23 protein-coding genes and 1 pseudogene are annotated in these 25559 nt (G+C 38.2%); 12 read left to right on the forward strand and 12 right to left on the reverse strand.

Features of this window, described 5'->3' with window-relative positions:
* From CWATDRAFT_RS17225 to CWATDRAFT_RS17235, 3 genes are all read left to right on the forward strand, one after another.
* A partial coding sequence (locus CWATDRAFT_RS17225) for a DUF1796 family putative cysteine peptidase (RefSeq protein WP_007306235.1) occupies positions 1-936 on the forward strand: 936 nt, incomplete at its 5' end.
* 28 nt (positions 937-964) lie between these two features.
* Positions 965-1600, forward strand: coding sequence for an endonuclease III (gene nth / locus CWATDRAFT_RS17230; protein WP_007306236.1), 636 nt, complete (start codon positions 965-967; stop codon positions 1598-1600).
* 74 nt (positions 1601-1674) lie between these two features.
* Positions 1675-2439, forward strand: a complete 765-nt coding sequence (locus tag CWATDRAFT_RS17235; RefSeq protein WP_007306237.1) for an SDR family NAD(P)-dependent oxidoreductase — start codon at positions 1675-1677, stop codon at positions 2437-2439.
* Between the two features lie 519 nt (positions 2440-2958).
* On the opposite strand, the gene CWATDRAFT_RS17240 is transcribed toward CWATDRAFT_RS17235, so the two are convergent.
* From CWATDRAFT_RS17240 to ltrA, 6 genes and pseudogenes are all read right to left on the reverse strand, one after another.
* The gene (locus tag CWATDRAFT_RS17240; protein ID WP_007306256.1) at positions 2959-3489 is read right to left on the reverse strand and encodes a tetratricopeptide repeat protein; all 531 of its coding nucleotides are present in this window, start codon (positions 3487-3489) and stop codon (positions 2959-2961) included.
* A gap of 227 nt (positions 3490-3716) precedes the next feature.
* The gene (locus CWATDRAFT_RS17245; RefSeq protein WP_007306255.1) at positions 3717-4502 is read right to left on the reverse strand and encodes a transporter substrate-binding domain-containing protein; all 786 of its coding nucleotides are present in this window, start codon (positions 4500-4502) and stop codon (positions 3717-3719) included.
* Between the two features lie 23 nt (positions 4503-4525).
* Positions 4526-5071, reverse strand: a pseudogene (locus CWATDRAFT_RS41845) (GGDEF domain-containing protein); the annotation flags it as partial.
* A gap of 15 nt (positions 5072-5086) precedes the next feature.
* Complete coding sequence (locus CWATDRAFT_RS41850) at positions 5087-5593, reverse strand: response regulator (RefSeq protein WP_412093231.1); 507 nt, start codon at positions 5591-5593, stop codon at positions 5087-5089.
* Between the two features lie 39 nt (positions 5594-5632).
* Positions 5633-6070, reverse strand: a complete 438-nt coding sequence (locus CWATDRAFT_RS17255) for a hypothetical protein (RefSeq protein WP_007306252.1) — start codon at positions 6068-6070, stop codon at positions 5633-5635.
* 137 nt (positions 6071-6207) lie between these two features.
* Positions 6208-7998, reverse strand: coding sequence for a group II intron reverse transcriptase/maturase (gene ltrA / locus CWATDRAFT_RS17260; RefSeq protein ID WP_007306251.1), 1791 nt, complete (start codon positions 7996-7998; stop codon positions 6208-6210).
* Positions 7999-8823: 825 nt separating this feature from the next.
* On the opposite strand from ltrA, the gene CWATDRAFT_RS17265 reads away from it, so the two are divergent.
* The 3 genes from CWATDRAFT_RS17265 (at position 8824) to CWATDRAFT_RS17275 (ending at position 13570) form a co-directional block, all read left to right on the forward strand.
* Positions 8824-10596, forward strand: coding sequence for a hypothetical protein (locus CWATDRAFT_RS17265; RefSeq protein ID WP_042711736.1), 1773 nt, complete (start codon positions 8824-8826; stop codon positions 10594-10596).
* Positions 10597-10610: 14 nt separating this feature from the next.
* Complete coding sequence (locus tag CWATDRAFT_RS17270; RefSeq protein ID WP_007306239.1) at positions 10611-12734, forward strand: 6-pyruvoyl-tetrahydropterin synthase-related protein; 2124 nt, start codon at positions 10611-10613, stop codon at positions 12732-12734.
* A 116-nt stretch (positions 12735-12850) separates the two neighbouring features.
* Positions 12851-13570, forward strand: coding sequence for a WecB/TagA/CpsF family glycosyltransferase (locus CWATDRAFT_RS17275; RefSeq protein ID WP_007306240.1), 720 nt, complete (start codon positions 12851-12853; stop codon positions 13568-13570).
* On the opposite strand, the gene CWATDRAFT_RS33950 is transcribed toward CWATDRAFT_RS17275, so the two are convergent.
* Entirely contained in the window at positions 13567-13782 is a 216-nt protein-coding gene (locus tag CWATDRAFT_RS33950) for a DUF928 domain-containing protein (RefSeq protein ID WP_081450978.1), read from the reverse strand. The two genes, CWATDRAFT_RS17275 and CWATDRAFT_RS33950, sit on opposite strands and share 4 nt — an antisense overlap.
* Between CWATDRAFT_RS33950 and CWATDRAFT_RS38630 the strand changes: the two genes are divergently transcribed.
* The 3 genes from CWATDRAFT_RS38630 (at position 13776) to CWATDRAFT_RS17285 (ending at position 15708) form a co-directional block, all read left to right on the forward strand.
* Complete coding sequence (locus tag CWATDRAFT_RS38630; protein WP_050018361.1) at positions 13776-13976, forward strand: hypothetical protein; 201 nt, start codon at positions 13776-13778, stop codon at positions 13974-13976. The two genes, CWATDRAFT_RS33950 and CWATDRAFT_RS38630, sit on opposite strands and share 7 nt — an antisense overlap.
* A 66-nt stretch (positions 13977-14042) precedes the next feature.
* A complete protein-coding gene (locus CWATDRAFT_RS17280; RefSeq protein ID WP_007306241.1) occupies positions 14043-14780 on the forward strand; it encodes an NAD(P)/FAD-dependent oxidoreductase in 738 nt (245 codons plus the stop codon).
* A 94-nt stretch (positions 14781-14874) separates the two neighbouring features.
* Positions 14875-15708 (forward strand): metallophosphoesterase, encoded by an 834-nt coding sequence (locus tag CWATDRAFT_RS17285; RefSeq protein ID WP_007306242.1) that lies wholly within the window; start codon positions 14875-14877, stop codon positions 15706-15708.
* Between the two features lie 61 nt (positions 15709-15769).
* On the opposite strand, the gene CWATDRAFT_RS17290 is transcribed toward CWATDRAFT_RS17285, so the two are convergent.
* The 5 genes from CWATDRAFT_RS17290 to sir all read right to left on the reverse strand — a co-directional run bounded on the left by CWATDRAFT_RS17290 (position 15770) and on the right by sir (position 21534).
* Positions 15770-16771: a glycosyltransferase family 2 protein gene (locus CWATDRAFT_RS17290; RefSeq protein WP_007306250.1), complete on the reverse strand. Its 1002-nt coding sequence runs from the start codon at positions 16769-16771 to the stop codon at positions 15770-15772.
* Positions 16772-16777: 6 nt separating this feature from the next.
* Positions 16778-17128: a hypothetical protein gene (locus tag CWATDRAFT_RS40005; protein WP_007306249.1), complete on the reverse strand. Its 351-nt coding sequence runs from the start codon at positions 17126-17128 to the stop codon at positions 16778-16780.
* A 120-nt stretch (positions 17129-17248) separates the two neighbouring features.
* Entirely contained in the window at positions 17249-17797 is a 549-nt protein-coding gene (locus CWATDRAFT_RS40010; RefSeq protein WP_007306248.1) for a hypothetical protein, read from the reverse strand.
* Between the two features lie 276 nt (positions 17798-18073).
* The gene (locus tag CWATDRAFT_RS17305) at positions 18074-19489 is read right to left on the reverse strand and encodes a serine/threonine-protein kinase (protein ID WP_007306247.1); all 1416 of its coding nucleotides are present in this window, start codon (positions 19487-19489) and stop codon (positions 18074-18076) included.
* A 137-nt stretch (positions 19490-19626) separates the two neighbouring features.
* Complete coding sequence (sir, locus tag CWATDRAFT_RS17315) at positions 19627-21534, reverse strand: sulfite reductase, ferredoxin dependent (RefSeq protein WP_007306246.1); 1908 nt, start codon at positions 21532-21534, stop codon at positions 19627-19629.
* Between the two features lie 482 nt (positions 21535-22016).
* Here sir and CWATDRAFT_RS17320 point away from each other — a divergent pair, with 482 nt between their 5' ends.
* From CWATDRAFT_RS17320 to CWATDRAFT_RS17330, 3 genes are all read left to right on the forward strand, one after another.
* Complete coding sequence (locus CWATDRAFT_RS17320; RefSeq protein ID WP_007306243.1) at positions 22017-23066, forward strand: fatty acid desaturase; 1050 nt, start codon at positions 22017-22019, stop codon at positions 23064-23066.
* A 166-nt stretch (positions 23067-23232) separates the two neighbouring features.
* The gene (locus CWATDRAFT_RS17325; RefSeq protein WP_007306244.1) at positions 23233-24978 is read left to right on the forward strand and encodes an ABC transporter ATP-binding protein; all 1746 of its coding nucleotides are present in this window, start codon (positions 23233-23235) and stop codon (positions 24976-24978) included.
* A gap of 197 nt (positions 24979-25175) precedes the next feature.
* Positions 25176-25559: IS5 family transposase (locus CWATDRAFT_RS17330; RefSeq protein WP_007306245.1), on the forward strand; the 384-nt coding region annotated here is incomplete at its 3' end.

Consider the following 25559-nt stretch of genomic DNA (forward strand, 5'->3'; position numbering starts at 1 on the left):
AGTTCCCAGTTTCTCTTTTACGATGGACAAATAACTATTCTTAAACAAGAAGAGAGTCTTCTGCGAATAATCAACGAATCAAACCACGAATATAATCTTCAACCCATGTGGAAGGAAGTACGTCAAGCACTGAAAGGACAGGTTTCAGGGGTCTACACCGATGTACTTAACCCCGATCTACCCTTTCGTACTATGATGATCGGCGCAGATGGTTTGGAAAGCAGAGTGAAAGTGCCTCCGTTATCTTCTCTCTCTTTTAAATACCAGTGTCCCTTATCGGAAATCAACCGTGTGGCCATTCTCCCTATTGGCGATCGCTGTGCTATTCGTATGGTTCTACATAAAATGGAATATGACGGGCCGGCTTATCCATTCGATTTAACAAGAACTACTAATCTTAGCGATGTAACTGATATTATAGAAAACGGTTTTTTTGATATGTGGAATCCCGATTTTCTTCACTATAATCATGAAGAAGCAAGAATTTATCATGGCAAATGGACGGGGTTATCTTTTGCTCACGAAATAGAGGAAATGGACGATCCTCTTTATGATTTCTCTCCTGTTTATGAACGAATGCGCTACCGTTATGAAGGGCGATCGCAACGATTTTTGTACACCTTAAACCATTGTGATGAAGTTCTTTTTATTCGTACAGGAATGGTCGATAAAGAACAAATTAAGGATTTTATTGCTAAACTCGAAGAGAAGTGTCAAGGGAAGCCATTTCGGATTTTGATCATTTCTCCTCAACCTAGTGAAGAGTTAGCGGAATTGACCAATGTGGTGCATTATGATCTATATCTCAATCCTGATCATATGTATGAGGATTTGGGTTACTGGATGCACTGTACTGAGGTAGTACGTTCAATTCTTGACTCCTTGGGAGTATCCAGCAAAAATCTCTTTTGGTGTCCCCCTAAAATTCCTAAGTAGGTGGGCTGAAAAATATATAAACACTGAGATGAAAACGTCTAAAAAACAAAAAGCCTTAAAAATTCTTACTATTCTTAAAGAACTTTATCCTGATGCTACTTGTAGTTTAACTTATGACAGTCCTGTTCAATTATTAGTGGCTACTATATTATCAGCACAATGTACCGATGAACGGGTTAATAAAGTAACTCCTGAATTATTTGCTCGCTTTCCTGATGCGATCGCTTTGGCTAATGCGGATAGAGAAACATTAGAAACCTTAATTCGTTCCACTGGTTTTTATCGGAATAAAGCGAAAAATATTCAAGGAGCTTGTCAAAAAATTGTCAAAGATTTTAATGGCAAAGTACCTCAAACTATGGAAGAGTTATTATTATTATCTGGAGTTGCTAGAAAAACAGCAAATGTGGTTTTAGCTCATGCTTTTGGCATCAATGCAGGGGTGACAGTGGATACCCACGTTAAGCGTTTAAGTCAAAGACTAGGGTTAACAAAAGCTACTGATCCTGTTAAAATAGAAAAAGATTTAATGCCCCTATTGCCACAAAAAGACTGGGAAAACTTTTCCATTCGGATTATTTATCACGGCCGGCAAATTTGCAAGGCAAGAAAGCCTAATTGTCAAGATTGTCAACTAGCTTTTTTATGTCCTTCTAGTCTTTGATTATCTAACTGCTTATTACGGCATAGAAGGCTGGGTTACTTTTTATGTATTAATATAAATACTATATCTCACTTATGAATACCTCACCCACACAGCAAAATATTCTTATTATAGGAGCATCGAGGGGCATTGGTTTTGGCTTTGTTAAAATGCTCCTAGAACAAAAAAATAATATTAAACTTTATGCAACTTATCGAGATCAAGAAACAGCAGGAGATTTATTTAAGTTACAGTTAGAGTATTCTTCATTTCTTAATCTATTACAGTTAGATATTACCCATGAAGAACAAATTGATAATTTAGCTAAACAATTAAAAAATGAAATATCTGATATTCACTTATTAGTTAACTGTGTTGGCTTTCTCCAAAAAGGTAATATTAAACCAGAAAAAAGTCTTCGTCATATTAACAGCGAAAATTTATTAACATATTTTAAAATTAATAGTACTGCAACAGTTTTATTAGCTAAATATTTTTTACCTTTTTTTCGTCATTCTGAGCCTAGTGTTTTTGCTGCTGTTAGTGCGAAAGTTGGCAGCATTGGTGATAACTATCTTGGGGGTTGGTATGGTTATCGTGCCTCGAAAACAGCCCTTAATATGTTCCTGAAAAATATTTCTATTGAATATAAAAGGACTTGTCCCCATACTATTGTGGTTGCTTTACATCCAGGGACAACAGATACAGACTTATCTAAACCTTTTCAAAGAAATGTTCCCCCAGAAAAGTTATTTTCTGTGGAAAGAACCGTCAATCAACTATTAAATATTATTGATAACTTAACAGAAAATGATACAGGACAATTCTTTTCTTGGGATGGAAGTCGTCTTCCTTGGTAACCTGAGTTCGGAGTTCGGAGTTCGGAGTTTTTTCCATGAGATAATCAGGGTTTAAGACTCTTGATTTTGACCAGTTGTTTATAAATTTCCTTATATCGAACTCAGGTTAATCGAATTAATCTTGAAGTTTTGTAAAGAAAATTAAGAATTTTTCTAAGGTTAATGCTAGTATTAAGACAGGTACAAAGAAGTACACCAAGCTTCTCAAAAAAGATCGATGGGAGTTTGTACCATCTACTCAAATCGACGCAGTGTTTTTAATGCCAACATTCAGTAAAAGACACGATGGTATTGCCCGCAACTTTTTAGGCTATTTTTTAAGGAGGTGTTAGGGTAACGGCCATGATCAACACCTGAGTCGGAAAGAGGATGTTGAGTCTTAGAAAAAGCATTGTGAGTCAGTACACACTTTAGTTAGTCACTATCTAACCAATTCATTTAGATTTCTAGGAGTCCATATCCTTTGTACACTGATTAACCCGCCTCCGTAGGCGGGTAACTTGTTTTTGGGGGAGTATTTCAATTAGAGGTAACTAGACGTTTACGTAATAAGTCAGCCCTACGTTTAGCGATCTTGTTATCCTCATCAAATTTTAAGGTTTCCTCATAGGCTTCAACTGCTTTAGAAATCATTTGCTTTTTCTCATAAGCGTTGCCTAAATTGTTAAGAGCGATAACATAATCAGGATAGAGTTTAATGGCATCTTTGTAATTACGAATAGCCAGATCAAGTTGTTCTTGAGAAAAATAAGCGAACCCCATAGCATTGTACATCAAAGCCTTATTTTCAGGTTCAAGTTTTTTGCCAGTTTTTAACCCTTTTTGTAGAAGATTAACAGCTTGGACATACAACTTCTTATCCAGATATAAACTAGCTAACTCATAATACTCTTCGGCGGTTCCTTTTTCATTTTGTAGCTTTTTCTGTAACTTATAGAACCGATTTTCTGTGCGACGGGTTTTAATAATTTGTAGGAAGAGAAAAACTGCTAATCCTCCCAAAAAAATAACAATCCCCGATAAATAAACAATTGGCAATACTTCATTCATAATTACTGCATTCCAATATGTGGTGATTTTTTCTCGTCAGAAGTTCCTACTATCAGAAGCGTAGCTTATACCAAATCCGATTGTCAAAACCTCTTTATAGTTTTGCTCTCCTTTCTCCCACACTCCCCACCTTTCCCACACTCCCCACCTTTCCCACACTCCCCACCCTCCTCAACTAGCAAGACAAAAGGGGTATCTAAATGGGATTTAGTATTAGTTGGGGTAGTTCAGGGAAGTCCCCAACGCTCCAGAAGCTCAGCCAACCATCCAGACGCTTTCCAACGACCAATGGCCTGATTAATACGACTTCGTAAACTAGCATACTGCAATCCTTTCGGCATCACCACCCCTAATGCTTCCCCAGATAAACGTACTGGCAGGCGATAATATTGGGGGTATTGCTGTACCCAACCCGTTAAAATGCTATTATCAGCGACAAAAGCCTCCACTTTTTCTGTCTCAAGTAAAGTCATGGCTTCTTGATAAGACTTAACCCCGATCAGTTTTGCTTGGGGAAGCTCAGCACGGATAACAGCAATGGTACTAGATCCCTCAAGAACAGCGATTTTTGACTCCCGGAGATGATCTACAGCGCGAATGCGACCATTGTTGGTAATAATACCTGTGCCATCTAAATAATAGTAAGGGCTAAAATTAACTAAGCGTCCACGGGAGCTATTAATAGTGACTCTGGCGATCGCTAGATCCACCTCTCCATCGATCACTTTTTGCAGACGTTCTTGATTACTAACTGGTTGTAAAATAAGAGCTTGGGGATCACCCAAAATATCTTGAGCTAATTGTCTCGCTAAATCGATTTCTAAACCTTGTAATTGATTTTTATGGTCTAGAAAACCTAAAGGACGAATATTATCTTTAACAGCAACAAGCAACTTTCCTCTCTCTTTAATCTCTTCTAGAGTAGCAGCAATTACTAGGTGATTGTTGCCTAGATTTAAAAAGACACCAAGAGTCAAAATTAAAACTAACTTTCTAGTTAAGGAATTATCCATTATTCATTGTCCATTATGAACAGCTATTTACCAATTGTTAACTTCTCATTGTGCATAATTGCTACCTGATTTCTCCCGTTTCTTTTAGCCGCAAAAAGAGCCGAATCAGCCCGTTTAAGGACATCATCCATTTTTTTATCTTGTTGGTCATAGGTAGCTACGCCAATACTAACCGTAATGTTAACAGTTTTATCTTCTACCTGCAAACTTTCCTCAGTCATGGCTTTGCAGACACGCTGGGCTGCTATATAAGCCCCTTTTAGATCGGTGTGGGGCAAAATAACCACAAATTCTTCTCCCCCTAATCTCCCTAAATGTACTTCTAAATCGTTTTGTTGGGCTAAAGTTTCTCCATTGTTTCCTAATTGTCTCAAACAAACCTTTTTTCTTAGGGCATCTTCTTCAGTTTCCAGTCTTCCAATATAATCTACTTGACGAAGGCATTTTAAGGTAATATTGACCATCATTTTTAGAGCCTGATCTCCCACATCATGACCATGAGTATCGTTAATTGTTTTAAATTTATCAACGTCGATCATTAGCAAAGAAAAAGGAGATTTATAGCGTTGACTAAGGGCAAATTCTTATTTACCAAAGTTAAAAATTGAACGACGGTTGGCAATACCTGTTAATTCATCTGTCGCAGCAATGCGCTTCATTTGTTCGTAGGCTTTTTCTAACTCATCTTTAGTTCTTTTTAGGTCTAAATGTATTTTAATCCTCGCTAAAAGTTCCGGAGTCCTAAAAGGCTTAGTTACATAATCAACTGCCCCTGCCTCAAAAGCATTAAGTACATTATTAGTTTCCGTAACAGCAGTTAAAAAAATGACAGGAATGTGTGCCGTGTTTTCATCTTCTTTCAGTAGTTTGTACACTTCGATTCCATTTATTTCTGGCATCATTAAATCTAACAAAATCAAGTCTATTTCTGTCACTTTCACCCGTTCTAGTGCTTGTTTCCCTGAGATAGCGAAAGTTGTTCCATAACCTGCTGTATCTAGAATTTCAATTAATAGTTGCCGGTTTATGCGCATATCATCTACAACTAAAATCAAAAATTTTTCAGGGTTGAAAGGGTGTAAAGTCTTCATTTTTCTGAGATAATTAGTGAACATTGGTTGATTAACTTATTATTGTAGCGATCGCACCAGATTAGAAAATTTCTCTAGGGTTTTGGCTAATTTGTCACTATCAAATTCTTGTAGCTGCTTTTTTAGACAGTTAGCATAGTCGATCAATGTCTGACAATGATATTCTTCTCCCCATCGTTGTAACTGTCGAGAAAATTGACGTAGCTCTTTGGTGATCATCGTCTTTCGTAAATTATGCCATACTTTTGCCTTTTGTTGGTGAAGTTTTGCTAATAATTCGGGAGAGGTTGGCATAGATATCAAAGGTAATTTGGAGATATTGTCTTCAGCAACAGTGGTTATAGGTTTTATTTCTGTAAACGGAAAAAGTTTTTTCAATGTTAGTAGAAGTTGAACACGGGTGATGGGCTTTTTCAGAAAAAAGTGACTAATATCTTTGATATTTATTTCTTTTTCTTCTTGAGAATAAGCACTCAAAATGATAATAGGAATTTGTTGTGTTTGTGGTTGGTTTTTGATAATTTCACTAGATTAGGGGTCGAAGTGGTAGTCACCTACCACGACTCCCATTCCGAACCGTGCATGAGACTTTCACCTCACACGGCTCTCGGCAATTAGTCCTTTGTCATAGGTACTGTTAACACATCGTCTTTCCATTCATAGCCATTTTCTAACCAATCGTAGAGGTAGTCATTTTTGCTTTTGACATCATGACAGTGACGATGTAGAGCTTGAAGATTGTTGTAGGTATCCTTTCCACCTTTCGATTTGGGGATAATGTGGTCAACTTCTATCAAGTCTTCAGGTGTAAAGTATTGCTTACATTGAGGACATATACCTTTTTGTTTCTTTAAGAGTTTTGCGACTCTTGTTGGTGTCCCAGAATATGTACCTCGTCTTTTGCTCCAGTAAGTCCAGTTTCCGTCATAGGGTGAAGCTTCAGGTTTAACCCATGTGTGTCTCAATATTCCTGTTTCGGCGTGGTGATAGAGGACTGCTCCTTTTGTTTGGAATGTCCAGAATCCGTGTTTTCCGTATGAGAAATATTTTTTAAGAGCTTTAATCAATGGTGTCTCTTTCTTTTTCCTGCTTACTGTCCAAGCTCTAAGCATATTCCATAATATGTTGTCTTCGGATTTGAATGTTTTCTTACTGCAAACATTTCGGTAGTAATTACACCATCCTCGGATTATGGGATTTAATCTTGTGATTAATGCTTTTTGTGGGGCTTTCTTGTTGGCCTTGATGGCCTCTTTGATTGCCTCATGGTGAGCTAGTATTTTTTTCTTGCTTGGCTTGATTAGTGTTTTGAATCCAGTTAGTTGTGCATTTTTTCCACCTGTTTTACTAGAGTGGTGTTTACCCTTGGGGTATGACCTAATATTGAATCCAAGGAAATCGAAGCCTGGTTCAATGGTTTTACCATTATGGACAATACTTTTTAGAGTGTGTCTTATGGAAGTCTTCTCTGGTTTTAGTTCCAATCCGACTTTTTCTAACCATTGTGCAACTAGATTTTTACATTGTAGAATAACATCGTAATCTGTATGAAGAATTACGAAATCATCGGCGTAGCGGATGATTTTGGGTTTATATCCCTGTTTAAGACTGCCATCTTCTCTCCGTTTTGTACGGGGGAAGTGATTTTCTATGTCTATTATCATTCCGTGTAGTGCAATGTTAGCCAATAACGGACTTATTACACCACCTTGAGGTGTACCTGAATCTGTTTCCTCAAAAATGCCCTTGTCCATTACACCGCATTCCAACCATTGTTTAATGATTCTTTTGATGTTGTGTGGACAATCTACTTTGGACAGTAGGTAATCATGGTTAATCTTGTCGAAGCATTTGGCGATATCTGCATCTAGAACATATTTTGCATTCGTTTTTATTGCTAAAAATATTCTACTGATAGCGTCTTGTGCGCTTCTGCCTGGACGGAAGCCATAAGATGTACCCTCAAATTGGGCTTCCCAGTATGGTTCTAAGGCTGATTTAACTAAGGCTTGCATTGCTCTATCTTTCATGGTGGGTATCCCCAGTCCACGTTTTTCATCTCTTCCAGGTTTAGGTATCCAAACCCGTCTGAGTGCCTTGGCTTTGTAACCTTTTAACCTTAGTTCGTTAACTAACTTTAATCTTTGGTTAGGTCGTAATGACTTTTTCCCATCAACTCCAGCAGTTTTCTTACCTTGGTTGTCTTGGGTCACTTTGCGAATGGCTAAGAGCTTTGCGTAATGTGACTTTAACAGTAACTTCTGAAGCTTTTTAGCTTTGACTTTATTACCTGATTTAACAGCTTGAAATATTCTTTTTTGAAGCTTAAACACTTTCCTCTGGACTTTTGCCCAGTTTATGGTGTTCCATTCTGGCGTAGTCTTGGTTATACTCGCATTCGACATTTAACTACCTCTAATAGAGACTATTTCTTCTAATTAACCAGCAATACGTCAGCTTATCCATATTCATTACAAATAGGCATTTGCTTCTTAATTGCTTCTCACATCCATGACCCTTGCGCTTAAGTTTGTCACTACTTACATCATCGACCTGATGGTAAGAGCAGTCATGGACTTAATTCGTTCCGTTGGTTTGGGTGTATTGGTTTTAGGTTTCATCTCTCCCCCAGGTTACTTTTAGGAATCGTTGTGGATGTTACGAAGAAAACTCCACTTTTCACCTTGTTCTTTTGAACGCAGCCTGTCGAACAGATTTGGCTACTTGGAGGTCTTGAGGGTTCAGGACGATGATTCAGCGTAATGCTTAACCGTGACCAATTGACTGGAGGAACGACTTGCCATGCTGTTTCATGACGGGTTCCCCTTTTAACCCTGCTTCCATCCTGAGTTTACTAAGTCCAAAACGGAGGGTTAAGTTGTCACTCTTAGGATTGCTCCCTTGATTCCGAGTGTGGCTCCTTTAGCCAACAAACCAACAGTTATCTAGTTTTCTAGGTTCTAGACTAGCTACACACCTGTATTTAGTACAGGCTTTCTAGCTAAACGAATCGCACCTTCCTCTCCAGCTATTAAGCAATTCTCAATCATTGTATTAATTAGTTTATTATAGAGGATTAAGCTTTTATCTCTCTTCCTTATGACTCCTCAACCTATGAATAAAGTTCCTGTTTCATCCTAATTATCTAGAAAAAATTTTTTAATCTTGACAAAATGACTGAGTTGTGGTATTCATTTTTATTGACCTTGATTTTGACCTAAAGTTTATTTATGCAGTTTAAATATCTAATTTTTAAGCAGCTTCCTCCACAACTGTTTTTTATTTTTTTGATAGTTATTTATTATAGTATAGGTTTATATTTGATGTTAAATACATCAATAACTTCAGATGAGTCTGCTTATATTGGGGCTGCTTATGCTTATACTCAAGGGTTAGGATTAAATCAAGAACATCCTCTTTTTTTTAAGTTGATTAATTCTCTCATTCTTAATATATTTTATTCTGACTATAATCTAGAAGTTCCTAGTATTAATATTATTAGTGGCGAAGAAAGTATCGAGGCTCGCTTAGCTGCTTTTAATTTAGGGTACAATCTCTTGATGGAGAAGTCTAATAATTTTCATCAACTCTTATTTAATCTAAGACTACCCCATTTATTTTTTAATAGTTTTATTTTTTTCTGGCTCTATTTATATACTTTTATTTTCAAGAAAATGCCTGAGAAGGTTTCTGTTATATTCGCTATTTTATATGTTCTTTCACCAACTTTTTATAGTCATAATTTTCTGATAGCTTTCGATGTTAGTGTTAGTGTATTTGCTTTGTTATCTATTCTCACTTTGATGGTTATTTATCAGAGCTTAATCAATGGAGAAAATCGATTGTTAGAAATTCATTTTATTGTTTTTACTTTTTGTCTATTTGTGGCAATTAGTTCTAAGTTTAGTAATTTAATTTTACTCCCTATCACCATAGGAACTTGTACGGTGATAGGATTTAAGCTGTTTAAGAAAAAAAATATAAGTGGTTTGATTAACTTTTCATTACTCACGTTTTCAAGCTTATTTGCACAATTATTTCTAATTGTATTTATGTATAATTGGGCATTTGGTAAATTAACGAATAAATCCATATTTGATAAAATATGGGTATTTATTGATGGTATTAAGATGAATTTAAGTACAGCAGGAGGAATCAGAGAACCTTTTTGGAATGGAGACTTTGTATCAATTACTTCCCTAGAATATTTAGTTAAAATTTTTTGGCTTAAGGAAAACCCTGGTCTGTTTATGCTCGGACTATTTACTTTTTCAATTCTAATTTATACACTAACTTATCAAAGACAGGTAATTAAAAATTATATTAATAGACAAAACTTACCCTTAATAATTTTAGGCACTGCTTATCCTCTGATTTACTTTTGGTTGACTAAAGATAGTCGTTTTATCATTGGTTATCGATATTTCTATCCTATTATTGTATTTGTTTATCTATTAATTGCAAGTTTAACAGTCTTCTTGAAACATAAATGGCAAAAATACGTCTTACTAGGAGGATTGACCCTTTACGTTTACTTAGGAATGCTAGGAATACCCCAATCTTTGAGCTACGTTAACCCACTATGGAACCAAGAAAAATGGAAATTAGCGGATGATTCAACCATTAACTGGGGACAAGAAACAGAACATGGAGTAGAATACCTGCTAACCCATAAATTACTACCAAAGGATAACGATAACACCATTACTTATCAACTTTTCGGTGTTAATATTGGCTTTGTTCAATACCTTGACTTGTTAACTAAGATCCAAGACTATCCCATCAATATTCAATCCTATTATGCTCAATCTAGATTTAATCCAGAAACAGAAACCATTACTCAACTTCCTCATCAATATCTACTCATTGACAGTACCGTAAAACAAAAAATTTATGTCCAAAGAGAAACCAATCCTATTGCTGCTGAAAATTGGAATTTTTTAAGCAATAATAAACCTATTTATTCTCGAAATGATATTATTTTTATTTACAAAATTAGTTAATATTTTTTAGTTATATGACCCCAAAAGACATAATAGAAACCCTAAATGAATGGCTATATAAGCATCGTATTTCAATAGCGATCGCAATACTATATACCGTGGTAGCCATATCATTAATGGCACCAATGGCCTCATCAAGAATCATTAATGGGATGTTTGGTGATACAGCTTCCCATGTTGGTTATGTTGCTCAAGCAAGAACCGCTATTATTGAAGGTCAATTTCCCCTAAGAGTTGCACCCCTTGAAGGCAACAGTTGGCGTTATCCAGGCTTTCAATTTTATAGTCAACTTCCTTACTTTATCGGGGGTTGGTTTTATAAATTAGTCACCCCAAACAATCCTTACGAAGCCTATAAATTAGTAATTATCCTTGCTTTAATCATCGGAGGATTTTACACTTATCGCTTAGGTTATCAACTAACAAAATCTCGTATTGCCAGTATTTTAGGCGGAATAGCCTATATGTCCGCTCCCTATTTATTGAATAATATTCATGCGAGAGGAGCCTTTACAGAAGCCATTGCCCAGGGGATTTTACCGGTTGTTTTATACTATGTCATTCAGTGCTACTTAACAGGAAAACGACGTTATTTAATAATCAGTTCAATTAGTTGGTTTTGTTTAGCAGTCACCCATATCATTACCTTTGTCTATGGCAGCTTATTCATTGGTCTTTTAGCCCTAGTTGTTATTATCCAAACCAGAAAAACAGACTTCAGCTTCAAGCGTTTAATTGCTCCCTTTCAAAGTTACGGTTTAGGATGGCTACTGGGATTCTATTTCCTAGCACCAGTTGTTTTTATTTCTCCTTATCTTTCTATTCGCAGACAACTCGAAGTTATTAATCCTTTTAGTACCAATACTTATACACCCCTTGCCAATTTACTGTCTCCCACTTCCTTACCCCCGGAACCTTCACAAAGCGGTTTAGCTGGTACCTATGGGTTACATCCGGCAATAGGATGGATTTTATTAGCAGCTTGGGGTGTGACTATGTACTATCATTATTTTGCTCCCTCTTTACCCCCCAAATTGCAAGAAACTCGCCCCTATATGTTAGGGTTGCTCTGGGTATTTGGTGTATCTTTATTTTTAACTTGGAGTCCTGTTGATATTTGGAGTATTTTACCCCGTCAATTGTGGGTAACTCAGTTCACCTTTCGTTTTCTCACCCATGTGATGTGGGCAGGTTCTTTATTAACCGCCTACGCTATGGTATTAATCTTTCGGAGAAGACTCGATCGCCGTCATTTAATTATTGGTATTCTGGTTATTGTCTTAGCCAGTCGTCCTTGGCTCCCGGCACCTAAAGGTAATTTAACCGTTGATCAATTAAAACAAGAACCCTTATTCCGCTATTCCGGTGCCTTAGACTATCTCTATCGTCCCCCCATCAGGACTTTATACGGTAAAGCAGAATTACCCCTTTTAAGTCCCGATTGGATTCCTGGATATGGCACTTGGAATACTTTTGTTAACCATCCCCTAATTTTAGACGCAGAATTACGTTATCCAGCTTGGGAAGAAGGAGAAAATCCTGTTATTTTCATCGAAGGAGAAGTTCCCCTAGAAAGAATAGCCAATACTGCGGCTTTAGAAGTTCATTTTGATGGTAAGGTTATCGCTTCTTTCCCTCTGGTTTCCCGTGAATTGAAAGAAAAGGTACCTCTTCCACCCCTTGACGATTCTAAAAATGATTTTGGCCTAAAATTCGTGGTCAATGGAGCAACCCATGATGGCCAACCCTTGAATATTCGAGTCAAAAGATTATATTTAGACGGAATGTTAGCTAAGAATACTTTAATGCCTGTCAGCGAAACAGAACCTAACTGTGAGCAAAAGGGAGTCAGTACGGTGTGTGAAATCACGGTGACAGAAGAAGCAAATATTGTTCAGTTACCCGTATTATATTATCCCGATATGCTAAAAGTTCGGGTGAATGGACAGCCTTCTCAAAGGCCATTTGCTGTTCATCATCACGACTATAATTTAACCAGTTTGGATCTCAAACCAGGTACTTACACCATTAAGACAACCTTTCATGGGTTAGCCTGGGCTAACTGGATTAGTGGTTTAGCTTGGTTAGGGTTAATTGGTTTGATTATTTCTCCTAAGATTGGTCGTTCTAAAGATTAAACTCCCCCGTCTCCCCACACTCCCCACACTCCCCACACTCCCCACACTCCCCCCCTCTCCCAGTCACCCAGTCACCCAGTCACCCAGTCACCCCCTAACTCCCTCAACCAAAAGTCATGCTTAAAACCTTTTCCGTTCTCGGTTTACCGGTTAACTTATCCGATAACTATACCCATTGGTTGCTGCAATGTCTCCAAAAAGATCAAGGGGTTCATGTAGTCACTATTAACGCAGAAATGGCCATGTTAGCCAAAAAAGATCCTTTAGTGGCTCAAATTGTTAAAGAAGCGGATTTAGTTATTCCTGATGGGGCTGGTGTGGTTCTGTATTTGAAAATGAGGGGAAAACAACAGCAACGTTGTCCAGGTATCGAACTGGCCCAGTCTTTAATCGAAGGGTTGGCCAACAATGGTCAAAATAATCCGATTGCTTTTTATGGTGGTAAACCAGGGGTAACGGAAGCGGCCGCTACCCAATGGCGGGCTAAACTCCCCGAAGTGAATATTATTACTGCTCATGGCTATCTCTCCCCAGAAGAAGAGGAAGCCTGGAAAAACACCCTCAAAGCCCAACAACCTCCCTTAATTTTGGTGGGGTTAGGGGTTCCTCGCCAAGAAGTATGGATTCGTGAGAATAGAAACCTGTGTCCTCAGTCTATTTGGGTGGGGGTTGGAGGCAGTTTCGATATTTGGTCGGGGACAAAAAGTCGCGCCCCTGGTTGGTTAAGGAACAATAACCTAGAATGGCTATATCGACTCTATCAAGAGCCTTGGCGTTGGCGAAGAATGCTGGTTTTACCGCAATTTTTCTTCACATCCCTTTTTTATCGTAGCTAACGACGTGAAGTGAGGGTTTGTATCCCTAGTAAGGGTTGTTGCCCAATACTGGGGTCTAACTTCACCGATTGTAATAACTGTCCCAGTTGTTGGGATGCGCGAGAATTTTGAGGCTGCGATCGCCTCATGGTAGCTAAAGTATCCAAATTTTCGTGCCAGAGATCATAGGTTTGATAGAGCTTTATTCTCTCTTCGAGGTTGGCTGTTGCCAGTTGCTGTTGAACATTGGCTTCGAGGGCAACCGGTTGTAGTAGTCCGACTTAAGGTAGCTGTCTTAGAGTCTCGTATTTTTCCTCGTGATCGTCCTGGAGAAACTTTACACCCTGGCATAGAAACGCTTTTGGAAACCTTGGGGGTTGCTCAACAAATACGAGAGGCCAATTTTATCCGTCATGACGGAATCTGAGTTCAATGGAACAATGCTGGGGAATTTATATTTATCCCTTTTGGTTCGGATCAAAAGGGTCCTTGGTTGGGTTTTCAAGCTTGGCGAGGGACATTTGATGGGATTTTATTAGAACGAGCCAAAGCATTAGGTGTTGAGGTGATTCATCCTTGTCGGGCTTTACGTCCTCTAATCAATGGTGAGAAAGTGATAGGTGTAGCCACCTCTAAAGGAGACTATCGATCTCGATTTGTTGTGGATGCAGCAGGAGGACAACATTGGTTAGGGAAAAAATTGGGGTTAAAAATAAATTTTTTTTCGTCCCGTTTAATCGCTTATTATGGCTATGTTGAAGGAAATTGTTTAATTGAAAATCAAAGACCTGCAATAATTGCCGATCAATTAGGATGGACTTGGAGAGCTAAAATTCAGCCCTATCTTTATCAATGGACTCGCTTAAATTTTTCAGAGCAACGTCTTGCTTCTGACTGGAAACCTGAAGCATTTCAGGGCATGGTAACTAAGTATAAAACCCGATCTGCTGATGTTACATGGCGTTTAGTTTCTCCCTGTGCAGGACGAGGTTATTTTTTAGTCGGGGATGCTGCTGGTGTCCTCGATCCTGCTTCTTCTCACGGTGTTTTAAAAGCAATCATGTCGGGAATCATGGCAGGACATTTAATCGTTCAATTAGTTAATCAAGATGCAGAGTTACTCATTGAAACTTATTCTCAATGGCTAACCAATTGGTTTGAGCATGATTTGACAGAGTTGAACAAGATGTATCGGAACCATCCACATCCTCCCCAATTTATAACCCTATAAACCTTATAACAATAGCGTCAATTTTAGAGGTCGTTTTAATCTCTAGCTATGGTGAGAAGTAAGACTACTGATCTCACACACGCATTTTTTACTCATGCTTCCTCCTATTTTAAGCGAATCTTTGAGAGTAGAAAGGTTAACCATTCCCATTAAGGGATTATCTTCTCTCTTAGAAGGAACAAAAATTGTGCAACTTTCTGATTTGCATGATGACGGAGTGTGTTTATCCCCCCAATTACTCACTCAAGCGATCGCCTTAAGCAACGAGGAAAAGCCGGATCTCGTTGTTCTAACCGGAGACTACATTACCAACGAACCCAACACAATCTATGATTTAGCCCCTAAGTTAAAATTACTGCAAAGTCGAGTGGGTACTTATGCTGTCTTGGGAAATCATGACTATTTATATGCTCATGGTAAACCAAAAATCACAGAAGCTTTAACAGAAGTGGGCGTTAAAGTCCTCTGGAATGAAATTGTTAGTCCGTTGGGGGATAATCTACCCATCGTTGGCTTAGCAGATTTTTGGTCCAAAGAGTTCAACCCTGAACCTACTATGTCCAAACTTTCTCCGTCTAAACCTCGTCTAGTCTTGTCCCATAATCCTGACACTGCCACCATTTTACAACGTTGGCGTGTAGATTTACAGTTGTCTGGTCATACCCATGGGGGACAAATTGTTATCCCTGGTTTTGGCCCAGGTTTAATGTTATTACAACAAGTTCGTCAACACATACCTCCACAATTACGAGGATGTATCCCCTATATTAACCATTGTTCCGGAATTCTTAAAAACTGGCAATGGCATCAAGGATGGCATCATGTTCGAGGAAATCAGCTTTATATTAATCGGGGTTTGGGAACTTATTTTCCAGGACGATGTTTCTGTCCCCCTGAGTTAACGGTTATTACTTTAGCCTCTTCTTGAATGATTAGGAAATAGGGAGAAAAAGGCTACTCTTGAGCCTTTTATCTCTATTTTTATCTAACTAAAAGTTAGAATTATTATTTTTTGAACGAACTTTTTCTGTATAATCCTTTGGTTTCAATTGACGAAATTGTTTTAAAATTAATTGGCGTAAATTAAGAGGTAAGTAAGACAGTAATAAACCTAAATTTGTTCTTTTCGAGTCTCCTAAAACCTGTTTTGACAAAGTTAAAAGTTCTCTCCCTTCTGATGTTTGTCCCTTTTCTATGAATCTTAATCCTAAGTTTTGTTGGGTTTGAGCTAATTTTATCTTTCTTTTTTCTTCTAGTTCTTGATCAGGAAATTGATAATTTTCTATGCAATATACTTTAGCTTCCAAAAAGTGTAAATTTTGTCCTAAACTGGTTTGTCCTCCATGAAAACGATATTCCATTAAATACTCGGGTAAAAAATACCCTATTTTATTAATTAATGCTAATCTAACTAATAAGTCAAAATCCTCGCATCCGTCTGCTTTTGGGTCCATATAATCCACTTCTTTTAAACAAGAATAACGGAATAAAGTTGACCCTACTTGTAAACTTTGATAATAAAAAGTTTGCCAATCTAAGTCTTCAATTACACCTTTTTTAAGTCTATCTTTTCCCCAACGAATGGTATTTTCTTTTGTCGCTGATTCTACCCTTTGACTATCTTTATCAATGATCCAGTGATTGCTACAAACAAAATCAACTTGGGAATTTTCATCTAATATTTTGACTGTTTTTTCTAGAAACTCTGGAGTCAAAGCATCATCGTCATCAAATTTAATAAAATAGTCTCCTTGAGATGCTTCAAAACCTGAACGCATATTGCGACTTCTTCCTATATTTTTCTCATGACGAATATAGCGAATTCTATTATCCTGTAACCCTGCTACAACCTCGGGAGTATTATCGGGAGAACCGTCGTCACAGATAATTAATTCAAAGTCCGAATAGGTTTGATTAAGAACACTATTTACCGCATAAGTTAGATAATGAGAACGTTTATAGGTGGGAATACAAACACTTACTTTAGCCATAATATTTTAGGAGATTGTGCGCTTAAATTTTCCCATAATTCCTTGTAGTTTTCTGGTTGCTTTCGTGAGGGAATTGGGCGGAACTAATTGAGTTGGTTTTTGCTCAGGATTTTTCAAGAAACGATAGTGTAAAAATATATCTTTATAGTTAATATTTGCGTCTTCTCCTTGACATAAACGAGCAAAATCTGCTGAAGAATAATTCATGTAATGAATACGATGAATTGGTTTTAATCCCTGCTCATTGTAAAGGACATTATCCACATTGACAAAGGGATCAGCATCGGCACAATTTCCTGTTCTATCTTGTCCATTGGGACTTTGGGTAAAATTATAAATAGGTCTTTCGCTACGCAAAGTAAGGTAGTTGTAGAGAAAAACATCATCCCACCAGCCAATTCTATTAATCCATTCTACTTCTTTTTTACTAATTAATTTTTCTTCTAATTCTGCTAATTCTTGAGGAGGAAATAATCCTTATTTGGAAGCGAAAAAACTAGCATCGTGAATCTTCGGCCTAACTTCTGCCTCTGTGTAACAACCACTGGCCTCTATAATAGGAAGATTTAGGGCTGTGTTTTCCGTTGGTTTACGATGTTCCCAATCATCAAAAACAAAATCATACTCTTCCAATTTTGTCAACACATCCTCGGCAGATTTCATGGCTAAATTATCAGCTTCGTAAAAAACAAAGGTATCAAATTCACCATCAAAAGCCACAAATTTACGATGTAAATGACCTTTATACCATTTAGGGCGACTCGCTTTACTTTCTTTATTTCTGGGATGAGCTTCCCATACTTTATGAGCAAAGTCTTCCCATATGTTAATTGATTCTTGATTATCAAAGAAACTCAAATTAGGTCTATTTTTAATCTCACTTTTGACTTTATCTAAACGGTCATCGTAAGGAATAATACAAATGGGAAGTGAAGAACTAACATGAATTTCGATGCTGTTGAGTAATGCAATTAGCTGATCGTAAACTACATCGTTGGCTAGGGTGTAAATTCCTTGAGATACCATAATTCCCCCTCAAATATTTACGGTTTATTAACTAATAGTTGACCAATCTGATACACTTCAAAACCTATAAATGTAAATAAAATTAGCGTCACCAATTTATTTAGCCAAGGAATATTCCCTTTTCCGAAGAATGATGCTACAAATTTGGCTACGACAATGCCTATGGCCAGAAAAACTAGAATTTTACCTACGTTGATCATTTCTTTACCTCCAATTAACTTTTGCGTTAGTATTGACACTGTAACGGGAGTCCTCTGGCCACATTAAAGATAAAGACTACTCAGAGAAGCTACCACTAGGTAATATTGCTTGTTCTAGGTTAGCACCTTCCATATTGGCACCCCCTAAATTAGCTCCTTGTAAATTACTTTTAACAAGCCTTGTGTATTTTAGTTTAGCATTGATTAACCTAGCAAATTTTAAATTAGTCTGGCTCAAATTAGCTCCATTTAAAATTGCTCCTTCTAAGTTGGCTCCTTCTAAATTAGCCCCCTGTAAGTTCGCCTCTATCAGGTTAACCCCCTGCAAATCAGCCCCTTGTAGGTTTGCTCCTTGTAAATTAATCCCTTTTAAGTAAGCATTTCTGAGATTAACCCCTCTTAAGTTCGCCTGAGCGAGGTTAGAGTCTCTCAGGTTAGAATCTTTCAAGTTGGTTTCGGCTAAATTAACCCCCATCAAATTTCCTTTTCGTAGAGTTAGATAGGGCAAATAGCAACCCTGACAGTCTCTAGTTGCCAATAACTGTCTGACTGTGCGTCCTTGCCAATAGTTTAACCCTGCCATACCCACTAAAGCTATGGCCACCAGAAAACCCACCGCTAAAATTAGGTATTTTAGAGAATATCTCTCTAATATTGGCCAGGGCAAAACCCCTCCTTTTCCTTCAACGCTCAAGGGTTCTAATGCCTGATATGCGCTCTCTGCATTGGCAAAGCGATCGCTGGGCTTGGATGCGGTCATTTTCCCTAACCATGCTCTAAAACGGGGATGAAGATGGAGGAGTAAGTTTTGATAATGAAGTTGATAACTATGAGAGGCGATTAATTGGTTGATATTTTGGCTTGAGGTACCAGTCAACAGGCAAACTAAGGTTGCCCCCACACTATAAAGATCAGAAGCAGTGGTGAGTTGATGGTTAAACATTTCTTCGGGGGGCATAAACCCCACAGTACCCCGAATATTGCTACTCATGCCCAGATCCGCACTCCCCATCCTCGCAAAGCCAAAGTCGATTAAATAAACTTTTAACCCCAAGTCTCTCTCAATTAAAATGTTATCGGGTTTGATATCCCCATGAATTACCGGGGGATTTTGTTGTTGCAGGTAGATGAGTATTTCGAGAATATTGAGGGCAACTTGTTTAATTTCTTCGGGGCTTAAATCTTCGACTTGCCCCAAGGACTTCGCTTGTTTATATTCTTGAACTAAACAAAAGCCATTGGGGGTTTCAAAGGAGTCGAGATAACGGGGAATAGTGGCTAAATTCAGCGATCGCAAGATACGAATCTCCCCTTGATGGGCGCGGTAAATACTTTCGTGGCCGATTTTCGCAAACTGGTATTGTTTAATGACCACTGTTTTTTTGTTACCGAGATGGGAGGCGAGATAAGTAACTCTTCCTCCCGTAGTATTTTTGCCCAATACTTGTTTAATTTGGTAGTTGTATTGCGAAAAGTCGGGATATCTAGCCATATTCCCCCCTTAACGAAGTCAGAAGTCAGAAGTCAGAAGTCAGAAGTTGTTTTTGAAACAGAGATTTATGCTCTGCTTCAAAAACTATGCGCCTTAAAAGACGGGGTTTTAGACCCAACTATTTTCGATAAAAGCATTTATTCCTCAGCAAAATAGGCTTCTAATGCTTGTTGCACAATTTGATTCATAGGTCGTTTTTCGTCTTGGGAGGCTTGTTTGAGACGGGCAAACATGGCATCTTGAACACTAACTCTATGTTGATTTTTGCGAACCCTACGGGGTTTGGGCGGGGTGTAATTTTCTGAGAAGGTTCTCAGTGCCTCAAAGCCTACTCGTTGACAAAATTGCCCAAATGTCTCTTGCTTTGTTTTGTCTTGCTTAAAATAAGCAAATAAGGGTTCGAGAAAGCTCTCGATATCTTTGTCAGGTAATTTATCGATGTAGGGTTGAGCCAGTTGGGTTTGGTTGGCATCACCCCCTAACCAGACTTGATAGCTTTCGGGCGCACTACCGACAAACCCTAATTCTGCCATGTAGGGACGGGCGCAACCGTTGGGGCAGCCTGTCATTCTGATGACTATTTCTTCCCCTGCTAAACCGACACGGGCTAAAACGTTGTTAATACGTTCTAAAATCCCTGGTAATGCCCTTTCTGACTCGGTTACGGCTAGTCCGCAAGTGGGCAATGCTGGACAGGCCATGGAATAACGGGTTAAGGAGTCTATTTTTTCGGGGTCGCTGACAATACCACAGTGGAGTAAAATGCTCTCTATATCGGCTTGATCAATAGGGTTAATTTCGTAGAAAATGAGGTTATGATTAGCCGTTAAACGCATGGGCAGGGAGTATTCTTTGGTAATCTTTTGTAGCGCACTTTTCAGCCGAAAATCTCCCTGATCTTGAATACGACCATTTTCGATGGATATGCCCAAAAATAGCTTACCGTCCCCTTGTTCGTGCCAACCGAGGAAATCTTTATATTCCCAAGGGGGAAGGGGTTTAAAGGGTTCTAGAGCCTTGCCTAGATACTCTTCTACTTGGCTCCTAAATTTGTCTATTCCCCAATCTTCGATCAGGTATTTCATGCGAGCGTGACGACGTTGGACGCGATCGCCGTAGTCTCTTTGGGTGGCTAAGATGGCTTTCATGAGATCGAAAACATCTTCTTTGGCCACATAGCCCAGGGGATCGGCTAATCTGGGGAAGGTTTCTTCTCTGTTGTGGGTGCGCCCCATACCCCCACCAGTCAAAACGTTAAAGCCCAATAACTCCCCACTGTCATCGGTGATCACTACTAAGCTGACATCGTGGGTGTAGAGATCGATGGAGTTGTCCCCCGGTACGGTAACGCTACATTTGAATTTACGGGGCATATAGTGCTGACCGTATAGGGGTTCTTCTCCCTCTTCAAAGTTAGTGCCATTGATATTCCGTTGACGGGCGGCTGTGACTTCTGGATCTTCCTCGACGCTGATGGCTTTTTCTCCATCTAACCAAATTTCGTAATAGGCGTTACTTTGGGGTCGCAGTAGATCCGCTATTTTATCGGCGTACTCCCAAGCATATCCATAGTCAGGGCGATTTTTCAAGGGTGCTGGTGGGGCCATGACGTTACGGTTGATATCCCCACAGGCTCCCAAAGTTGATCCCATGCTCTTGACAATGGCAGAGATGGATGCTTTAAGATTTTTCTTTAAAATGCCATGTATTTGCAGTCCTTGTCTGGTGGTGACTCGTAGGGTATTATTCCCATATTCGTCACTGAGACCATCTATGGTTGAGTAGAGTTGCGCGGAGATAAACCCCCCCGGGTTACGGGTGCGGAGCATCATTCGATAATCTTTTTCTTGTCCTTTGGCTCGTTTATCTCGGTTATATTGTTGATAAGAACCGTGAAACTTGAGTATTTGAATGGCATCTTGACTAAAACGGTTAGTATCTTCTAATAACTCGCTTGCCAGAGGCTCTCTTAAAAAGTTACTGTGTTCTTTAATGTTCTCTAGTTTGGAAACTTTTTGGGCAGGTGAAATCGGAGTTTTGACCATTGCAATAAATACTATATGCGGTACTAATCTGGCTTTTTTTTTTACATTGCTTAGTCAGATCATGAGTGACTCTTTCTATTTTAACTGTTTTGAGTCTCTTTGACTCTTTAAAAAATGTGACAAGGATTTTATTAAGTATATTTTTCTGAGTTTATTGTCTAGTTCCACTGTTACTAAATGGTTCATAATTTAATTTTTTCTCGAAGCAATAAAATCAATATTTACCTTTCTAGCTAACATCTAGAGAGAACCCAAAATAGTTACAAACCAGCTAATCTAGAATCTAGGAAATATAATTTTCGATTCTCGATGTTCCCCATGTCCCTGATGATGTGATATAACTATTAAAGTTATGGTTATGGGAAATATTATCTTTTTTTCACCCGTCTTTTGGGTTCTAGGAGTAATTGTAACGGTTTTACCACCGAAAAATCCCATAACTTACTCTCCCGTTGACACTTTGTACTATAGTTAAGTTATTCATGACATCACTGCTCACTCAGTCTCAACCGTCTGTTTCTCCTCAACTGGATGAAAATATTCGGTTACGTGACATTATCAAAACCCTACCAAAAGAGGTCTTTATTAAAAATCCTCGTAAAGCTTGGTTCAAGGTGATTCTTACCGTTTCTATGGTGGCTTTAGGATGGGCTGCTTTGGCGGTTTCTCCTTGGTACTTATTGCCTATTTTATGGGCTTTTACAGGAACAGCGATGACAGGATTATTTGTCATTGGCCATGATTGTGGTCATCGCTCTTTTTCTAATAATAATAAGGTTAATGATTTCGTTGGTCACGCCATTTTTTTACCCCTGTTTTATCCTTTTCATGGTTGGCGTATTCTCCACAATTATCATCATAAACATACCAATAAATTAGATGTTGATAATGCTTGGGACCCTTTTATGCCAGAATTTTACGAAACTTTTTCTGCTTTTGAAAAGTGGGGCTATCGGCAGTTAAGAGGTCGTTTTTGGTGGCTTGGTTCTGTGGTACACTGGGCTAAGATGCACTTTGACTGGACTACATTTGAGGGAAAAGAACGAGAACAAATCCGCTTTTCTTCTTTGGTAGTCATTGTTGCTGCTATTATTGCTTTTCCCATTGCCTTCGCTACACTAGGAGTATGGGGTGTGATTAAGTTTTGGTTATTACCTTGGTTAGTCTTCCATTTTTGGATGAGTACCTTTACCATTGTTCATCATACTGTCCCTAATATTCCCTTTAAAAAAGAAGCAGACTGGAACGAAGCTGAAGCTCAATTATCTGGTACAGTCCATTGTGACTATCCTCGTTGGGTGGAAATTTTGTGTCATGACATTAATGTTCATATTCCCCACCACGTTTCTACGGGAATACCCAGTTATAATTTAAGAATGGCTCATCAAAGTTTAAAAGAAAATTGGGGTGATTATTTGTGTGAATTACGCTTTTCTTGGCCCCTAATGGATGAAATCACAAGTCAGTGTCATCTCTATCACCCTGAGACACATTATCAAAGCTTTTCACAATATTATCAGAGTAAGAAATAATCTTTTCTTCCCTTAGATAGTTCATATGAACGCCGAACAAGGATCGCTGAGTGTCAGCGATCCTTTTTTGTTAAGATATGATAAGAAACTTAACAAAATACTAAAACTTTGACTAGCGATCGCAGTTTCCTCCCCAAACATCCCTAAAAAATAAATTATTGAGTGTATGGTACTTTCAAGACTCCAAAAACTGGTTAATTATCTTCGTCCCCATTGGCGTAACGTTGTCTTCGGAATGATCGCCTTATTGGTGGTAAATGGGCTAGGAGTCTATATACCCCTCCTCATCCGAGATAGTATCGATAATTTAAGACAATCATTCACTTTTCAAGAAATTTTAGGGGTGGTTATCTTATTGGTCGTTTTAGCTTCTATTTCCTGGGGAATTCGGATGCCATCTCGTCTCTGGATTTTTGGCATTGGACGGGATGTGGAGTTCAGTATCAAACAAGGCATCTTTGAGCATTTATTGACCCTAGAACCGGCTTATTTTTCGAGAAATACGTCGGGAGACCTAATTAACCGTGCTACTAGCGACGTGGACAACGTTCGTCGTCTGGTGGGCTTTGCCTTACTAAGTTTAGCCAATACTATTTTTGCCTATGGGTTAACCCTTCCTGTGATGTTAACCATTAATGTACGTTTAAGTTTATTGGCTGTAGCGGTGTATCCTTTAATGTTAATTGCGGTACAAGTATTTAGCAAAAAATTACAGATACAGCAGTTGCAGATACAAGAGAAGTTATCTGATATCAGTCAACTCATTCAGGAAGATATGAGTGGTATTTCTTTGATTAAAATTTATGCTCAGGAAGAGAACGAAAAACGAGCATTTGCTGAGAAAAATAGTCAGCTTCTTAGGTCAAATTTAGAACTAGCTAAAACTCGTAACTTTTTATTCCCATTGATCGAAGGATTATCTTATATTAGTCTCTTGATGTTATTAGCTTTTGGTAGTTCAGCTATTACTCAAGGCATTATTAGTATTGGGGATTTTATCGCTTTACTTATTCTAGTAGAAAGATTAGTCTTTCCCACTGCTATACTAGGTTTTACTATCACCGCTTATCAACAGGGAGAGGTGAGTGTTGATCGAGTAGAAGCCATTTTTAAAACCGAATCAAAAATCAAAAGTTCAGTTAATAGTATCGCTTTACCTATATCATCTATAGAAGGAAAGATTATCGCTCAAAATTTACACTATACTTATCCAGGAGAAGAGAAACCAGCTATTAAAGACATTAATTTTGTGATTGAACCAGGAGAAACTATTGCTGTTGTGGGTTCTATTGGTTCAGGAAAAACAACATTAGCGAATAGTCTCACCCGTTTATTAGATATTGATCAAGAACAACTATTTATTGATGGTTATGATGTTACAGAGTTAGACCTAAATAATTTAAGAAATATCATAGCTTATGTTCCCCAAGATAGCTTTTTATTTAGCACCACTATCCTAAATAACCTTCGTTATGGTGATCCTCTAAAAGAACAATTTGAAACGGAAATTTCTGCTAAACAGGCGGAAATTCATAAAGAAATTTTAAATTTTCCTCAACAGTATGAAACTGTGGTTGGTGAGCGAGGAATTACTCTATCTGGAGGACAACGTCAACGCACGGCACTAGCAAGAGCATTATTGATGGATTCCCCTGTATTAGTTTTAGATGACGCTTTATCTAGTGTGGATAATAAAACAGCTACCAATATCCTTAAAAGTCTTTCTCAAGGAAAACAAAGAACAGTTTTCTTTATTTCTCATCAACTTTCTGCTGCTGCACAAACAGATCGCATTTTTGTTATGGATCACGGAAAAATTGTTCAGATGGGAACACATCAACAGTTAGTTAAACAACCCGGCCTTTATCAACGTTTATGGAAACAGCATCAACTAGCAGAAACAGTTAGTTAAGCTTGTAGTAAAGGCTTAAGCCTTTACTAGGAACTTACATCACTTTCTGTATCCCTATTTAGGGTTTGCTGAATAAAAGCAAAACCCTATTCTTTAAAAGGTTACACCCATATTCGCGATCGCAAAAAAGATCAGCTTTGTCGGCTACAAACCGCTATAATTGGTAGAAACACCTCCCAGTTGTTGGTCAAGAACAAATGTATCGAAAAGAGGAGCAACCTTTACCGCCCCCAGAAAAATTTGAATTACCTTTCGAGGGCAAATTGTCCCCCAATAATCGTTGGGTAATCATGGCAGAGTTGATACCTTGGGATGATTTTGAGGAAGAATATGCTAAACTTTTTTCAGCAGAAAAAGGTGCGCCAGCCAAACTATTTAGAATGGCATTAGGGACATTAATTATTAAGGAAAAATTAGGAACAAGTGATAGAGAAACTATAGAACAGATTAGAGAAAATCCTTATCTACAATACTTTATAGGTTTAAATTGTTATCAACAAGAGCCACCACTGGAATCTTCAATGCTAGTTCATTTTAGGAAAAGAATTGAGGAGAATGAAAACAAATCAAGGACCAGCGAT

Source organism: Crocosphaera watsonii WH 8501 (genome assembly GCF_000167195.1).
GTDB lineage: Bacteria > Cyanobacteriota > Cyanobacteriia > Cyanobacteriales > Microcystaceae > Crocosphaera > Crocosphaera watsonii.

Bases quoted from the DNA above. Each gene is read 5' to 3' on its own strand.
- nth (WP_007306236.1), top strand. From the start codon at position 965: ATGAAAACGTCTAAAAAACAAAAAGCCTTAAAAATTCTTACTATTCTT.
- CWATDRAFT_RS17235 (WP_007306237.1), top strand. From the start codon at position 1,675: ATGAATACCTCACCCACACAGCAAAATATTCTTATTATAGGAGCATCG.
- CWATDRAFT_RS17240 (WP_007306256.1), bottom strand. From the start codon at position 3,489: ATGAATGAAGTATTGCCAATTGTTTATTTATCGGGGATTGTTATTTTT.
- CWATDRAFT_RS17245 (WP_007306255.1), bottom strand. From the start codon at position 4,502: ATGGATAATTCCTTAACTAGAAAGTTAGTTTTAATTTTGACTCTTGGT.
- CWATDRAFT_RS41850 (WP_412093231.1), bottom strand. From the start codon at position 5,593: ATGAAGACTTTACACCCTTTCAACCCTGAAAAATTTTTGATTTTAGTT.
- ltrA (WP_007306251.1), bottom strand. From the start codon at position 7,998: ATGTCGAATGCGAGTATAACCAAGACTACGCCAGAATGGAACACCATA.
- CWATDRAFT_RS17265 (WP_042711736.1), top strand. From the start codon at position 8,824: ATGCAGTTTAAATATCTAATTTTTAAGCAGCTTCCTCCACAACTGTTT.
- CWATDRAFT_RS17270 (WP_007306239.1), top strand. From the start codon at position 10,611: ATGACCCCAAAAGACATAATAGAAACCCTAAATGAATGGCTATATAAG.
- CWATDRAFT_RS17275 (WP_007306240.1), top strand. From the start codon at position 12,851: ATGCTTAAAACCTTTTCCGTTCTCGGTTTACCGGTTAACTTATCCGAT.
- CWATDRAFT_RS17285 (WP_007306242.1), top strand. From the start codon at position 14,875: ATGCTTCCTCCTATTTTAAGCGAATCTTTGAGAGTAGAAAGGTTAACC.
- CWATDRAFT_RS17290 (WP_007306250.1), bottom strand. From the start codon at position 16,771: ATGGCTAAAGTAAGTGTTTGTATTCCCACCTATAAACGTTCTCATTAT.
- CWATDRAFT_RS40010 (WP_007306248.1), bottom strand. From the start codon at position 17,797: ATGGTATCTCAAGGAATTTACACCCTAGCCAACGATGTAGTTTACGAT.
- CWATDRAFT_RS17305 (WP_007306247.1), bottom strand. From the start codon at position 19,489: ATGGCTAGATATCCCGACTTTTCGCAATACAACTACCAAATTAAACAA.
- sir (WP_007306246.1), bottom strand. From the start codon at position 21,534: ATGGTCAAAACTCCGATTTCACCTGCCCAAAAAGTTTCCAAACTAGAG.
- CWATDRAFT_RS17320 (WP_007306243.1), top strand. From the start codon at position 22,017: ATGACATCACTGCTCACTCAGTCTCAACCGTCTGTTTCTCCTCAACTG.
- CWATDRAFT_RS17325 (WP_007306244.1), top strand. From the start codon at position 23,233: ATGGTACTTTCAAGACTCCAAAAACTGGTTAATTATCTTCGTCCCCAT.